The organism is Bacillus gobiensis (assembly GCF_001278705.1).
Classification (GTDB): Bacteria; Bacillota; Bacilli; order Bacillales; family Bacillaceae; genus Bacillus; species Bacillus gobiensis.
In genome coordinates, this window is the sequence record NZ_CP012600.1 from 3,038,988 (window position 1) to 3,053,263 (window position 14,276).

At 42.6% G+C, this 14,276-nt stretch carries 15 protein-coding genes; 4 read left to right on the forward strand and 11 right to left on the reverse strand.

All coding sequences use genetic code 11. The annotated features are described in order from the left end of the window. Nucleotides 1–63: 63 nt before the first annotated feature. Complete coding sequence (locus tag AM592_RS15220) at nt 64–579, reverse strand: YwhD family protein (protein WP_053604589.1); 516 nt, start codon at nt 577–579, stop codon at nt 64–66. A gap of 11 nt (nt 580–590) precedes the next feature. Next, nucleotides 591–1,259 carry a site-2 protease family protein gene (locus AM592_RS15225; protein ID WP_053606131.1) on the reverse strand — a complete coding sequence of 223 codons (669 nt, stop codon included), beginning with the start codon at nt 1,257–1,259 and terminating at the stop codon, nt 591–593. Nucleotides 1,260–1,594: 335 nt separating this feature from the next. Here AM592_RS15225 and AM592_RS15230 point away from each other — a divergent pair, with 335 nt between their 5' ends. Then, the gene (locus tag AM592_RS15230) at nt 1,595–2,200 is read left to right on the forward strand and encodes a trimeric intracellular cation channel family protein (protein WP_053604590.1); all 606 of its coding nucleotides are present in this window, start codon (nt 1,595–1,597) and stop codon (nt 2,198–2,200) included. Nucleotides 2,201–2,229: 29 nt separating this feature from the next. On the opposite strand, the gene AM592_RS15235 is transcribed toward AM592_RS15230, so the two are convergent. The 6 genes from AM592_RS15235 to AM592_RS15260 all read right to left on the reverse strand — a co-directional run bounded on the left by AM592_RS15235 (nt 2,230) and on the right by AM592_RS15260 (nt 8,268). Further along, the gene (locus tag AM592_RS15235; protein ID WP_053604591.1) at nt 2,230–2,880 is read right to left on the reverse strand and encodes an HAD hydrolase-like protein; all 651 of its coding nucleotides are present in this window, start codon (nt 2,878–2,880) and stop codon (nt 2,230–2,232) included. Between the two features lie 322 nt (nt 2,881–3,202). Further along, nucleotides 3,203–4,495 carry a (Fe-S)-binding protein gene (locus AM592_RS15240; RefSeq protein ID WP_404799053.1) on the reverse strand — a complete coding sequence of 431 codons (1,293 nt, stop codon included), beginning with the start codon at nt 4,493–4,495 and terminating at the stop codon, nt 3,203–3,205. A 38-nt stretch (nt 4,496–4,533) separates the two neighbouring features. Continuing rightward, complete coding sequence (gene glcD, locus AM592_RS15245; protein WP_053604593.1) at nt 4,534–5,946, reverse strand: glycolate oxidase subunit GlcD; 1,413 nt, start codon at nt 5,944–5,946, stop codon at nt 4,534–4,536. Nucleotides 5,947–6,021: 75 nt separating this feature from the next. Beyond that, nucleotides 6,022–6,537 (reverse strand): YwgA family protein, encoded by a 516-nt coding sequence (locus AM592_RS15250; RefSeq protein ID WP_053604594.1) that lies wholly within the window; start codon nt 6,535–6,537, stop codon nt 6,022–6,024. 23 nt (nt 6,538–6,560) lie between these two features. Beyond that, nucleotides 6,561–7,862 (reverse strand): HD domain-containing protein, encoded by a 1,302-nt coding sequence (locus AM592_RS15255; protein WP_053606132.1) that lies wholly within the window; start codon nt 7,860–7,862, stop codon nt 6,561–6,563. Between the two features lie 184 nt (nt 7,863–8,046). Then, entirely contained in the window at nt 8,047–8,268 is a 222-nt protein-coding gene (locus AM592_RS15260) for a YuzB family protein (protein WP_053604595.1), read from the reverse strand. 182 nt (nt 8,269–8,450) lie between these two features. On the opposite strand from AM592_RS15260, the gene AM592_RS15265 reads away from it, so the two are divergent. Together AM592_RS15265 and AM592_RS15270 are read left to right on the forward strand one after the other, a co-directional pair. Further along, entirely contained in the window at nt 8,451–9,647 is a 1,197-nt protein-coding gene (locus AM592_RS15265) for an amidase (protein WP_053604596.1), read from the forward strand. Nucleotides 9,648–9,757: 110 nt separating this feature from the next. Next, on the forward strand, nt 9,758–10,057 hold the full coding sequence (locus AM592_RS15270; protein ID WP_158320310.1) for a hypothetical protein: 300 nt from the start codon (nt 9,758–9,760) through the stop codon (nt 10,055–10,057). Nucleotides 10,058–10,164: 107 nt separating this feature from the next. Here AM592_RS15270 and AM592_RS15275 read toward each other — a convergent pair whose 3' ends face one another. The 3 genes from AM592_RS15275 to pta all read right to left on the reverse strand — a co-directional run bounded on the left by AM592_RS15275 (nt 10,165) and on the right by pta (nt 12,952). After that, a complete protein-coding gene (locus AM592_RS15275) occupies nt 10,165–10,926 on the reverse strand; it encodes an RsfA family transcriptional regulator (protein ID WP_053604598.1) in 762 nt (253 codons plus the stop codon). A 115-nt stretch (nt 10,927–11,041) separates the two neighbouring features. After that, on the reverse strand, nt 11,042–11,887 hold the full coding sequence (locus tag AM592_RS15280; protein ID WP_053604599.1) for an octanoyl-[GcvH]:protein N-octanoyltransferase: 846 nt from the start codon (nt 11,885–11,887) through the stop codon (nt 11,042–11,044). A 93-nt stretch (nt 11,888–11,980) separates the two neighbouring features. Further along, nucleotides 11,981–12,952: a phosphate acetyltransferase gene (gene pta, locus AM592_RS15285; protein ID WP_053604600.1), complete on the reverse strand. Its 972-nt coding sequence runs from the start codon at nt 12,950–12,952 to the stop codon at nt 11,981–11,983. A 257-nt stretch (nt 12,953–13,209) separates the two neighbouring features. On the opposite strand from pta, the gene hemQ reads away from it, so the two are divergent. Further along, nucleotides 13,210–13,971 (forward strand): hydrogen peroxide-dependent heme synthase, encoded by a 762-nt coding sequence (hemQ, locus tag AM592_RS15290; protein ID WP_053604601.1) that lies wholly within the window; start codon nt 13,210–13,212, stop codon nt 13,969–13,971. The last annotated feature ends 305 nt before the right edge of the window (nt 13,972–14,276 follow it).

Below are 14,276 nucleotides of genomic sequence, written 5' to 3' on the forward strand. Positions count from 1 at the left end.
TATATCAAATTTGAGAGTATATGTCCATCTTATTTGAGTATATTTTCACAGAAAATTCTTACTTTACTTTTGTAAGAGTTGATCTTTTAACTCATCTGTTGATCGGTCCCAAAATCCTTTGTCGTGCTTTTGAAGAAAATCTGCAAGCACTTGCTTGGAGCTGTCATCCATTTTATCAACAATTATTTTTCTTTTCATCGATTTGTCCATAAGATTGACGTGCTCCGGAAGAGATTTGTAGCCGCGTCGAATGCTCCTGTCTACCGTCATCTCACAGGCTGTGACACCGGCATAATACGGCCCTTCTTCTTTTCGGTCGATCGTAACCCATACAAGCCAAAACGGCTTTCCGTTTGGCACTTCCTCTTTATTGGGAAGAAATTTGATTCCTTTTTCTACCGTGCTTCTCGCGTGCATGGCGCCGATATCAACAAATGCTTCCTTCTCCTCAACATCAACAAATACAGGAGAAATGTTATCCAGGCTTAGTGCGCCTACTCCATATCCGCCATGGCCGTCCGTAGGATCATTTTTAATGATATTAAAACCAATCGATTTTTTCTTTTTTCCGCCTTCCATAAGAAAACCTCCTAAAGCAATGGTTGTAATAGTGTATTAAAGACATTAAGGGTGAATCGCATTCCCCTATCTAAAACCGGCCAGATTAAGATATTGTCTAACGGCGTTATGATTAAAATTAAGAATAAAATGGCGCCATAAGACTCGTACTGGGTCATTTTTGCCCGTACATCAGGGGAAACAAGGTCCTGTATGATCCGAAATCCATCCAAAGGAGGAAACGGCATTAAGTTAAATAAAAACAGCACCAAATTTAAATGCACCCAAATATTAAAAAACAATGTGAGAGACTGCAAGTATCCGTCAGGCAGTCCGGCAATAAACGGCAGCTTCGCAAGGATCACCTGCAAGAAAAGTCCAAGAAACGCTAAGACCAGATTGCTGAACGGTCCAGCAAATGAAACGAGTATTCCTGCCCTGCGAGGGTTTTTAAAGAAAAACCGGTTAACGGGGACAGGCTTCGCCCACCCAAAACCAACGAGAAATATCAAAATCGTCCCAAACGGATCCAAATGCTTGATCGGGTTCAGTGTCAGCCGCCCTTGTTTTTCCGCAGTCGAATCTCCAAATCGGTATGCAACATAAGCATGAGAAAATTCATGGACAGTAAAGGCGGCGATTAACGTGATCGCGACAAACGGAATATATTCTAAAGGAAACGCTAAAAAGTTCGAAAAAATATCCAAATGGCAAAATCCCTCTTTCTCTTAAAGCTCTTCCTTTTAGTATACTATATCCTTTCTTTCTTTTCTAAACCGACAGCTTTTTTTGTCACGACTTCACTGCTGCTGTTCTCTTTAGGAAGTAATACCATATAAAATTCCTGAGACAATCATTAAACTGCCTATGCCAAAAAATCTTCAATCGATTTTTTTCTCGGCCCGCAGCTGTATTTTTCAATAAAAATTTTCTTGTATTTTTCTGCTTCCGTGATAACATTTTATTGTTTGTTAAAAAGAGTGAATGACTATTGTTTATTAATAAAATTAGTAATAGAGGAGAAATCGGATAAGAAATGACTTGGGAAGTTTTAAGTATGATTGGTACAATAGCTTTTGCTGTCAGCGGAGCCATTATTGCCATGGAAGAAGAATATGATATTTTTGGCGTTTATATTTTAGGAATTGTCACTGCCTTTGGCGGCGGGGCAATAAGAAACCTGTTAATCGGTGTTCCAGTCTCTGCTTTATGGGAGCAGGGATTATTTTTTCAAATTGCTTTGTTATCCATAACAGCAGTGTTTTTATTCCCGTCTAATCTCCTGAAGCATTGGCAAAGATGGGGCAATCTGTTCGATGCCTTCGGTTTATCTGCCTTTGCGATTCAAGGTGCGATATATGTTTCAAACATGAACCATCCACTCAGTGCAGTGATTGTTGCAGCTGTTTTAACAGGAATCGGCGGCGGAATTATTCGCGATTTATTAGCCGGACGGAAACCGATTGTGTTACGGTCCGAAATATATGCAGTATGGGCTATTCTTGCTGGCATACTTATTGGACTTAAAATCGCTTCAAACTCTTGGGAATTGTATATATTATTTGGCCTCGTAACTATTATGCGTGTCCTTTCCTACACTTATAATTGGAAGCTGCCGATACGCAGACTTGGGGCGAATTAAAAAATCGACGGAGTTCCGTCGGTTTTTAATCATATCATCGTGCTTTCTTTGTCCATTTCATCAATTACACTTTGGACATCATTCGGACGATAAACAAGATAATCTGGATTTTCTTTTGCTAACAGTTCAGCTGAATCATATCCCCATGCAGCTGAAATAATCCTAATATTTGATTTGCGGCAGGCTTCTATATCTCTTAATTCATCGCCAATATATACAGCCTCGTCATAACTTATTTTTAATTTCTTCATAAAAGTATTGATTGTATGATTCTTACCAAAAAATTTTTTTGCTGGATAAATGTGATCATAAATATCCATGTTATTATTTTTTAAAAAGGTACGGATACTCGGCTTCAAATTTGATGAAATGATACTAAGAACATACCCTTTTTCTTTCAAGCCGAAAACCAACTCTCTAATTCCTTCATTCGTCTTTAAGGAACCAATAGTTTCCTGATATCTGCTTTTTGCATACATCCCCATCTGAGGCACTCTGTAAAGAGGAACCCTTAGTACTTTGCATCGATCTGGAATAGACAAGGTGCTTAAATATTCAATTTCATCAGGCTCAATAATTTTATAGTTATATTTCTCAGCCAGCTCATTATAAAATTTCACCATTAGTCCTCTTGAGTTAACAATGGTTCCATCAAAATCGAAAATAGCTGTTTTAATCATTTCTTCACGCCCACTCTTCTGAAATTAAAAAGTATAACCACTTATCTTTTCCCGTAGTATTCATTGTATTATATTAAAACATTTCACTCAAACGGACTTAACCAAACCAACCGTTCTCCGCTGTTTTGAAATCATTTGATTCTTCTTGATGACTATTTTCGTTGATTAAAATCCCGGATAATAGAAGAATTCCGAGGAAAACAGATCAGATAATAACCTTGCACTTTTTCATGAGTTAATTTCCCCTGGCATTTACACAAAATTATTGATGGTTCTACATGCCCTATGTATAAATAAAATAACAAAGAGAAACCAGATCACCCTAAAGTGGTTTCTGGTTTTTATCATCTGCTATGGCTTCTACTAAGAGATCTGCGATATGGACGGCTCGCACCTTATTCTCGAGACCCTCCCTTTGTATGCCCAGCTTCATTTGAAGTAAGCACCCGGGATTAGCCGTCACAATAATGGTTGCTGCGGATGCTTCGGCATTCTCCATCTTATGGTCAAGGATCTGCATGGACATCTCTTGTTCGACGAGATTGTAAATGCCCGCTGACCCGCAGCAGCGATCGGCATTCTTCATTTCCCTGTACTCGCTCCCTTGAATCGCTTGAAGCAGTTTCCTCGGCTGTGATGAGGTTCCCATGACGTTTCTAAGGTGGCAGGAGTCTTGATAAGTCATCGTTTCATTTTGTAAAGAAAGCTTTTGTTTGTGAAAATCGAGTTCCGTGAGCACAGCGGACAGGTCCTTCAGCTTTGAGGAGAATGCCAATGCCCGCTCAGCCCATCTGGGGTCGTCTCTAAGCAAATAATCGTATTCGATAAGAAAAGCTCCGCAGCCTCCGGCATTAGTGATAATGGCATCAACCTTCAGATCCTCAAACGCTTCAATATTTCGTTTGGCCAGCTCCTTTGCTTTTTCCTTCTCGCCGCTATGGCCATGAAGAGCTCCGCAGCAACATTGCTCCTTCGGAATAACGACCTCGCAGCCGGCAAGCTGCAGCAGCTTGATCGTTGCATCGTTTGTCGGTAAAAACATCGTATCCATCAAACAGCCACTAAAGAATGCCACTCGTTTTTTTATTTTCCCCTCGGGTTTTACATGGTGCGGACGGCTTTTCATTTTCCTTATCTCCGGCACCTTCGGCAGTATTTTTTCCATATCAGACAAATTTTCGCCCAGGAGCTTCAATACGCAGCTTTTTCTCACAACCGTCTGAAGACCGCTTCTTTGATAAAAAGACATAAGCCCCATCACTCCGCGGATGCGGTTAGGATAAGGGAAAAAGTGATGAAAAACCGCTTTTCGCAATACTTTGACAGGCAAGCTGTGCTTTTTATTCTGCTCGATAATGTCTCTCGCCTCTTCGCGTAATTGGCCGTATTTGACCCCCGCTGGGCAGACCGGCTCACATGCCCTGCAGCCTAGACATAAATTGAGCTGACGTTCTACATCCTTATCAGGCTCGATATGTCCGTCAACGACACCCTTCATTAAAGCGATTCGCCCTCTTGGAGAGGCAGCCTCATTCTTATTTGTTTCAATATAGGTCGGGCATGAAGGTAGGCAAAAACCACAGCGCATGCAGTTCAAAAGCTCTTCTTCATCCATCCGTTTTTTAAAATCGGTTTGAATTTTTTCTTGCGTATTCAATTACCGGACACCACCCGTTTGCGGGAAGCCTTTGCAAAAATCTTGCCAGGGTTTAAGATGTTTTCGGGATCTAATGACGTCTTGATTGCTTTCATCGCCTCGACGCCCGCTTCACCCAGCTTCCATTCCAGAAAAGGCGCCTTCATGAGGCCGACCCCATGTTCACCTGTGATCGTCCCGCCAAGCTCTATCGCTTTCTCAAAAATTTCTTCAAAGGCTTTTTCAACGCGTTCATATTCACTTTTGTCTCTCGAATCGGTGATACAGGTCGGGTGCAGATTGCCATCTCCCGCATGGCCAAATGTACAAATTTCGACTTGATGCTTTTGAGCAATTTCTTTAATGGCCAGCACCATCTCAGCTACCTTCGACCGCGGTACGGTGGCATCTTCTAGAATCGTTGTCGGTTTTAAACGGGCAAGCGCCGACAATGCCGATCTTCTTGCGGTTGTTAAAGCCTCCGCTTCCTTCTTGGTTTTGGCAACGCTTACATTTAATGCGTTCTCCTGTAAGCAAATCGCTTCAATTTTAAGTATGTCGCGGGAGACAACCTCAAAAGCCCCGTCCTGCTCGATTAATAGAATCGCATCAGCCTCAGTTGGCAATCCAATCCGCGCAAAATCTTCTACCACCTTAATGGTTGGCTGATCCAAAAATTCAAGCGTCGCCGGTATGATTTTATTTGCTATGATCGACGAAACGCTTCTTGCAGCAGCACCGATATCGTCATAGATCGCGAGAATTGTCTGCTTCGTCTCGGGAGGAGGAATGAGCTTTAACGTTGCTTCAGTGACAATCCCCAATGTCCCTTCTGCCCCGACGAAAAGTCTCGTTAAATCGTATCCAGCAACGTCTTTTGCCAATTTCCCGCCTGTCCGAATCGTTTTTCCATTGGCGAGAATGACCTCAAGGCCAAGGACATAGTCGCGGGTGACGCCATACTTTAATCCTCTCAGCCCGCCGGAATTTTCACTGATGTTGCCGCCGATCGTTGATATTTTCATAGAGCTTGGATCCGGCGGATAAAACAGAGCCTTTTCCTCAACAGCTTGAATAAAATCAAGCGTATTCACCCCCGGTTGAACGGTAGCTGTCAGATTTTCTTCATCAATTTCCAAAATCTTATCCATATGCTTAAAAAGCAGAACGACCCCTCCCTCAGTTGGGCACGTCCCGCCGCACAGATTGGTTCCTGAACCCCTAGGGACGATTGGGATTCGATGTTCGCGGCACACGTCAATAATCTTCGCAATCTCTTCGCTGTTTCTCGGAGACAAAACAGCATCCGGCATCGATTGAAAGCCCGGTGTTGCATCATACGAATAAGAGAATAGGCTTGCTTTCGTATGCTCAACATTTTCAGCGCCGACAATTCTTTGAAACACCTCTAAAACCGATTGCTCCAACATTTAACATCCCCCTTTGTTCAATCATACAGTAAATGGGATTCGTTGAACATTGATACTCCAACAAAAAAATCCGCCCTAGTGAGACGGATTTTCGTTGATCTGCTTTAGTTTACCTATGTACCCGATCGCTTCTGCGTATTCTTCATCTGTATAACGCAGCTTGCTCTTAACAGTAAAAACCTTGTCTTTTTTTTCGTCATCTTCAAGATTGTCAAAGAATAAAATCGTTGAGACAAGCTCTAAAAACCGGGATGACTGTTCGTTTAGATCGAGCATATACTCTTTAATCGGCGGCATATTCACCTCGGCGCGATTCAAGAATTCGTTTCCTTGGTCAGTCAAGGCGTAACGATATTGATAATAACCGCCCTTTTTTTCTTTTACCTCATTCAGAAAACCTAAATTGCAAAGCTCCTCGACTTGCAGCGTCAATTCTTCCGAATAAGGGCCGTAAAAGTGAAAATCATATTTTTCATAAAAGGGAAGATCCAATTTTTTTGCAATATAAATCATTTTCTGCAGCTTCTTGCGGCCGATGATTTCCCCCGATTCCGAGAAGACCTTCATCAGCTTTGCGTGTTCTTTCAACAAAACCCCTTCATCTCCTTTATCTCTTAAGTCAGTTTTAACAATTCTTTTATTTTTAATTTAGCCGCTCGTTTTACGGAAAGGTCCATAATCAAATCCTGGGGAAAATAGAGCTTATGATCAGTACGCCTTTTTCCCGAAATGCCATCGACGATATCAGATTGTCTGGAAAGCTCCTTTAAACTGCCGTCCTGCGTAAGCAAATGAATAGGGAGGCGTTCTTCTTCCTCTCCCGGACGATAAAAGTCATATGGAAGGTCGGAGGAAGAATCAACAACTAAATAATAGTCTGGATCGATTCCCGCCCGCTTAAATAACGTCGTTAACTCAAAAAACTTGACCATTTCTTCGTTTGGGTTAAATTCTACGTATTGAAAAAGGCGACGGTTGCTAAATCTCTTGCACAAATCGGAAAGTATGCTGTCTTCTTCTTCTTCCCATGCTTGAAAATAATAAAGAATAATGGACTCATCAAGCTTGAGATAATCGGACAGGGTTACTTTCCCTTCAAAGATTGAGTAAAAGTGAGCCGGAGTATGTTTAAATTGGTAGCCTTCTTCATAAAGCTGCTTTGCGCGATGTAAAATTTTCGATAATATCACTTCGGCGCTTCTCGTTACAGGATGAAAATACACCTGCCAATACATTTGATATCGGCTCATAATGTAATCTTCTACAGCATGCATGCCGCTTTGTTTTATAACGACCTGATCATCTCTCGGCCTCATGACCCGGAGTATCCGTTCCATATCAAAGTGGCCGTAGCTGACGCCGGTATAATAGGCGTCGCGTTGAAGATAATCCATCCGGTCTGCGTCAATCTGGCTTGAAATGAGGCTGATTACCTGCTTGTTCTTATACGTTTTTTCGATCACTTCAGCAACGGCTTTAGGAAAATCTTCACCGACCCGCCTTAGCACCTGGTTGACCTCTGTGTCACCTAAAATGATTTCACGGGTGAAATTCTCATGGTCTAAATGAAACACTTTTTCAAATGAATGGGAGAATGGCCCATGGCCCAAATCATGAAGTAAGGCGGCACAAAGACATAAATCACGCTCACTGTTGTCCCATTCCGGCCTGCCTTTGAACACATCATCGACCATACGCCTGACAATTTCATATACGCCAAGAGAGTGGCCGAACCTGCTATGCTCTGCCCCGTGAAAGGTTAAATATGTGGTTCCGAGCTGCTTAATCCGTCTCAGTCTCTGAAACTCACGTGTGCCAATTAAATCCCATATCAGCTTGTCCCTTACATGCACATAGCGGTGAACAGGATCTTTAAATACCTTTTCTTCAGATAGTTTCTCTTTTTCATAAGCCATAAATCCGTCCACTTCTTTCCGAGATATGTTTTCTATTATAAACGGTCTTTTTTTTGAAAACATCCTTGAATTTGTTCCTTGTTTTTGTTTCGTAGGTCAAAAAGCCTGTCCCATGCATTTTGAGTGATAGTATTTTTTTATTTGATAATAAAAAGCCCGGCATCGGCCATGGCTTTTGATGAGTTTATCTCACTTTTCTTTTTACTTTTTCAATCAGCTGATCTTCATCTGGTGCAGCAACAGGCCGATTATTAACGAAAGCAAATGACTTTTTTCGTCCCGGTCCGCAGTAGGATTGACAGCCAATTTTTATATCAGAATCGGGATCAACTTCTTTCAGGCGCGGCAACAGCGTCTTCAGATTGGTAGCTTGGCAATCATCGCACACTCGAAATTCGTTACCCATTTCATACGCTTCCTTTCATACGATCTGCATTTTTTCATAGTTCTATACGCTATCCGTTATTTTACAAGGATTTAAGGATCCTTGCAAGCAGAGAATCAATTGCAAATCTTCATAAAACATTTGCTTTTTTCTCGATTTAAAGTCAGAATATACACATTATTCATGTGACGGAGGGAAAGTGAATGACTACAGCTTGGAATGCTTACATAAACGAAACGATTACTGTGAAGCCTTTGAAATCAGGACCTCTTGATGGTTTGACCTTTTCAGTGAAGGATGTATTTGATATTGAAAATTATACGTCAAGTGCCGGAAATCCGGATTGGCTGAAGACTCACCAGAAAGCTAAGAAGCATGCTGCGATTATAGAAACTATATTGCAAAACGGAGCCACATTAAAAGGAACGACTATAACCGATGAATTGATGTACAGCTTAAATGGAGAAAACCTCCACTACGGTACGCCTGTCAACCCGGCTGATTCCAAACGGATCCCCGGCGGTTCATCGAGTGGTTCTGCCGTAGCTGCAGGAGCAGGTCTTGCTGATTTCACCGTTGGGACAGATACAGGCGGAAGCATCCGCATACCCGGCAGCTACTGCGGTGTATACGGCTATCGGCCAACACACGGGCTTATCTCAACCGACGGGTTAATCCCGCTTGCTCCTACGTTTGATACGGCAGGAATTCTTTCTAAACGATTTGATGTGTTTGAAAAAGTGTGCCAGGTCCTTTTTGAAGAGGCGGACGACTTTTTGCAGGATGGGGATGAGGATTTTGAGAAAGCACTTCTCGTTCCTGATATTACAAGCCAGCTGGAATCGCAAACCCAGCTAGCTGTAAAAGACATTATCGATCAGATGGCGAAAACGGTACCGGATCAATCCGAAACTGTCCTGCATCCTAATGGACTGTCTCATCTGCGAGAAGCGTTCCGTCATTTACAAGGTCTTGAAATTTGGGAGATCCACGGAGAATGGATCAAACAAGAAAAACCTGAATTCGGCGAAGATATTGCCAGCCGCTTCGACTGGGCAAGCACCTTGGATAAAGAAATCAGAGAAAAATACAACAATGTCAGAAAAAGACTGCGCCAGCAAATGCAAGCCCTTCTCGGGAAAAACGGCGTGCTGATTATGCCGACGGCTCCGGGACCAGCCCCGCTTAGAAACGCGGTAGGCGAAGCATTAAATCAAACGCGAATGCAGACGCTTGAAATGACCTGTATTGCTGGATTAGCAGGACTTCCGCAAATCACTCTCCCTTGGGCTGAAGTAGACGGCTTACCAATTGGTATTTCCGTAATTGCAGCCCCTGATCAAGACCGCAAGCTGCTAAAGTGGATCCGGAAAACCGGCGATCAGCTGAACATGCTCTAGACTCTGGCGACGACGTTAGGGATAGCGCTGATGATCAGGCCGCTTGCGCTGATTGGCGCCAGGGGATCGATCGGGTGCTCGCTCTTCTATTGTCGCGAGTGGACAGTAGATTGAGAATTGAGGGTGCGGACGGGTTGTTTTGTGGGAATTGCACCGGTAACAATGATAATTGCACCATTGACCCGGGGAATTGCACTGATAACAGCAATATTTGCACCGTTGACCTTGGGAATTGCACCGGTTACAGGGATATTTGCACCGTTGTCCCCGGAATTGCACCTATAACAGCGATAATTGCACCGTTGACCTTGGGAATTGCACCGGTAACAACGATATTTGCACCGTTGCCCTTGGGAATTGCACCGGTTACAAGGATAATTGCGCCGTTGGACCAGGAATTGCACAGATAACAGCAATATTTGCACCGTTACCAAAGTTAATTGCACGACAAGCGATCTTGCAAACAAAAACAGCTTCGGGGCCCTACATTTCCATAGGGACCCGAGGCTGTTTGCTATTATTCCGCCATTTTTTCAAGATTTCCGTTACGGTCCATCTTAAATGTAGGGGAAGATGAATGGTCTTCTTCTTCAAATAAAACTAGCTTTCTTGCACGGTTCATGATTTTCACTAGTGTTTCATAATCCTCTTGAACTGTCACTTGATCCTTTTCAAGCTTTTTGACTTCGGCTTCCAGTTTTTCAATTTTAAGATGGAGTTCTTGATTTTCGTTTTTCAAGCGGTCATTTTCAAGCTGTAATGTTGTAGATTTTTGACCTTGATATCCTTTAAGAAAATCAATGACGTCACTCATTGTCAGCTCGTCTTGAGTCTTCACTTCAGGCTGAGCAGAGCCAGTTAATAGATGGGATAAACTAGCTAACTCTTCTTTAAAGCTCTCATCTACATAAGGCAAATGCTCTTCGGAAATTGCCGGAACCTTTTCTTTTTGTTCGTTCTCAAGCGGTTTCTTTTCTTCTGTCACCTGACCCGCAGCCGGCGGATTGTACAGAAGGCGTTTTTTCGCCTGCTGGCCTTTTCCCATAGCTCTCATTCTCTGTTTTCGTTGTTTTTTCGCGAGCGATAGTGCTTTTTCATATTGATGCCTTACGACAGCGTTCCAGCGGAAGCCGCAAGCTGCTGAGGTGCGGTTCAGCTTGTCGCCGACCTCCTCAAACGCATTCAGTTGTGTGCTGCCCTCTCTTACATGCCGCAGTACCGTTTCTGCTAACAATAGATCATTTTCTTCAGACCATGCATCCTGTCTTTGCTTTGTCATCTTTCTCAACCCCCATATTATTTGGTTGATATTAGAATTTCCAAATTGAGAAAGATTTATACAAGTTTGCTAATATAGTTGGCGTTTTCGTATTTAAACAGAATCGAAAGAAAGCCTATATAAAAGCCTTTTCGTTCCGGTCAACCATCCTTTTTAGATTTTTATTAAATTCCGTTTGTTCTTCTTCAGATAAAGGAGCAGAGTAAATTCTTTGGCTCAGGTCTTTCAATTGGGTAAGGAGCCTGAGCATTAAATCAGGAACTGTTATCTCTTGTCCGATTATTTCTGAAAGGGAGGCCATACTTTCCGGAACGATTTCAGGATAGGCAATCTTTACAGCATTCCTTTTATCTTTTAAAGCAGTCTCATAAAATTGTTTAATCAGCTCTGCTCGTTTGCTTCCGCTTTTATTTGCGCAGATATAGATTTGGACAGCAACTCCGCCCCGCATCCGGCGTTGGGAAATACCGGCGAATTTTCTGCCTCCGATACTTAAATCATAGCTTCCGGGACAGTACGAGCCAATGATTTCATATGCCTTTATTTCTACACCAAAGGAAGCGAGCATTCCGTCTATCAATTCAACCATCGCCCGATACCCGCTGTCGATATCAATCCCCTTTTTATTTTCCGGGAAAATTAACGAGATATTAAGTACGCCTTCATCTAAAACTACGGCGAGTCCGCCTGAATTTCTGACGATTACCCGGTAGCCTGCGTCCTCAAGAAGCTCGACCCCTTCTAACAAATAGGGCAGCTTCGTATCCTGGATTCCGAGGACAATGGTATCATGGTGAACCCATGAACGAGCAGTCGCAGGAGAGATACCTTTTCCAACGAATGTACATAGAGTATCATCGATGGCAAAGGATTCCTTAGCATCAAAATGAAAGCCCATTCCGGATTGGTCAATAATCCGCCACTCCGGCTGAATAAGTAATTCAATCGAATGATTCGACATCTATCAATAACCCTTTCCATACGATTTCAAACCGACATCATTATAGCATAAGCCATACAAAAATCCCGCAAACCATTGTTTGCAGGATTTTTATTAAAGGGTTTGAGCGGCTGTAATCAGCGCAAGGTTGTAAACATCCTGAGAGTCGCATCCGCGCGAAAGATCGTTCACAGGCTGATTGAGGCCTTGAAGGATCGGTCCGACAGCCTCGAAGTTTCCGAGACGCTGCGCAATTTTGTAGCCAATGTTGCCGGCCTCAAGGCTCGGGAATACAAAGACATTAGCGTCTCCTTTAATAATAGAGTCCGGAGCTTTTTTCTCAGCAACAGACGGGACAAATGCGGCATCGAACTGAAATTCTCCATCCAATGTCAAATCAGGTGCTTTTTCTTTCGCTATTTTTACTGCCTCTGCTACTTTTGTTGTTTCATCCGATTTTGCGGATCCTTTTGTTGAAAAGCTCAGCATGGCCACACGAGGATCGATATCGAACATTTTCGCTGTGTTTGCACTTTCCACTGCGATTTCTGCCAAATCGTCGCTGTTTGGGGCGATATTGATGGCACAGTCTGCAAAGACATATTGCTCATCGCCGCGAACCATAATGAAGACGCCGGACGTTTTTTTGATTCCTTCTTTTGTCTTTATGATTTGAAGTGCTGGGCGAACGGTATCAGCCGTTGAATGTGCTGCGCCGCTTACAAGTCCATCCGCAAGGCCTTTATAGACAAGCATCGTTCCAAAATAATTTTCATCTAAGAGGATTTTTCGCGCTTGCTCTTCCGTTACTTTGCCTTTACGGCGCTCAACGAATGATTGAACCAGCTCTTCCAATCCTTCGTATGTATGTGGATCATAAATATCAACGCCGTCTAACTTTAAATGTAAGCTATCAGCTTTTTTTGTAATTTCCTCTTTGTTTCCAACAACGATTGGTTGAAGAATACTTTTGCCTGCTAGCTGAATTGCAGCTGTTAATATCCGGTCGTCTGTTCCTTCCGGAAAAACAATTCGGACGTCTTTCCCTTTTACTTTTTCTTCAATGAGTGTAAATAAATCTGCCACTTTGTTACCTCCTTGGTAAGTACATAAGTTAAGGATACTATGCTTGCAAACAAATTCAAACATTCACTTTGTATTATAGCGCTTTCAAAACAATTTCTTATTTTTCAAATTAATTTAAGCAAAAGAATGCTGATTTTACTTTCACCTTTCTGACACAAAATATACCAAATCCGCCCAAGGTTTCATCTCCGAAGAATCGAACAAACTATGTTATAGTAAAGAAAATAACGAGTACATATTGTTTAGGAGTGAATATAATGAGTGAACAGCAAGCAAATGAAGCAGCAAAAACGTTGGACGGCTGGTATGCCTTGCATGATTTCCGCCTTATCGATTGGGCTTCCTTTAAGCTGTTGCCAGGAGATGAACGTGAAAAAATCATTCAAGAGTTTACTGGACTATTAAAAAAATGGGGAGCAGCAAGAGACCTCGAAAGCGGAGACAGCACTCTATACAGCATTGTCGGCCAAAAAGCTGATCTTATGCTGATGATTCTGCGGTCAACAATGGAAGAGCTTAATGAAATTGAGCTTGAATTTAATAAGTCAGCGATTGCCGAATATTTAATACCGGCGTACTCTTACGTTTCTGTCGTTGAACTAAGCAATTACTTGGCGGATGGAGAAGGCGATCCCTATCAAAACCCACATGTTCGGGCACGGCTTTATCCTAAATTGCCGGAATCAAAACACGTTTGCTTCTATCCAATGGATAAACGCAGACAGGGCAATGACAACTGGTACATGCTTTCAATGGACGAGCGGAAAAGTCTGATGAGAAGCCACGGAATGATTGGCCGCGGCTATGCAGGGAAAGTGAAGCAGATCATCACCGGATCCGTCGGTTTTGATGATTACGAATGGGGAGTCACTTTGTTTTCCGATGACGTCCTTCAATTTAAAAAGCTGGTCTACGAAATGAGATTTGATGAGGTAAGCGCGCGCTACGGCGAATTCGGATCATTTTTTGTCGGCAACTTGATTGATGCTGACAAGCTGCCTGCTTTCTTTTATGTTTAAAACATTTGCCAGAGCAAATGAAATATAATTATTTTCGTCTAAATATTGTTTCTCACTTTGGAATATGCTAGCATATAGCTACAAAAATTTATATTTGTACGGTGAAGGATCAATAGTACTAAAATCCTCTTCAACCAAGCGATCTAGGGATGGTGAAAGCCTAGAGAATGATTTTAGGAAAAGGCAATCCAGAGTATATCCTATATAAGGTGGATACAGTTTTTGTATCAATCAGGGTGGAACCGCGGGAATTTATCTCTCGTCCCTGGGCATGTCAGTGAAGTGCCCGGGGACGAGAGATTTTT

Coding starts and splice junctions, on each gene's coding strand:
- AM592_RS15220 (WP_053604589.1), bottom strand. CDS start 579: ATGGAAGGCGGAAAAAAGAAAAAATCGATTGGTTTTAATATCATTAAA.
- AM592_RS15230 (WP_053604590.1), top strand. CDS start 1,595: ATGACTTGGGAAGTTTTAAGTATGATTGGTACAATAGCTTTTGCTGTC.
- AM592_RS15235 (WP_053604591.1), bottom strand. CDS start 2,880: ATGATTAAAACAGCTATTTTCGATTTTGATGGAACCATTGTTAACTCA.
- AM592_RS15240 (WP_404799053.1), bottom strand. CDS start 4,495: ATGGATGAAGAAGAGCTTTTGAACTGCATGCGCTGTGGTTTTTGCCTA.
- glcD (WP_053604593.1), bottom strand. CDS start 5,946: ATGTTGGAGCAATCGGTTTTAGAGGTGTTTCAAAGAATTGTCGGCGCT.
- AM592_RS15255 (WP_053606132.1), bottom strand. CDS start 7,862: ATGGCTTATGAAAAAGAGAAACTATCTGAAGAAAAGGTATTTAAAGAT.
- AM592_RS15260 (WP_053604595.1), bottom strand. CDS start 8,268: ATGGGTAACGAATTTCGAGTGTGCGATGATTGCCAAGCTACCAATCTG.
- AM592_RS15265 (WP_053604596.1), top strand. CDS start 8,451: ATGACTACAGCTTGGAATGCTTACATAAACGAAACGATTACTGTGAAG.
- AM592_RS15275 (WP_053604598.1), bottom strand. CDS start 10,926: ATGACAAAGCAAAGACAGGATGCATGGTCTGAAGAAAATGATCTATTG.
- AM592_RS15280 (WP_053604599.1), bottom strand. CDS start 11,887: ATGTCGAATCATTCGATTGAATTACTTATTCAGCCGGAGTGGCGGATT.
- hemQ (WP_053604601.1), top strand. CDS start 13,210: ATGAGTGAACAGCAAGCAAATGAAGCAGCAAAAACGTTGGACGGCTGG.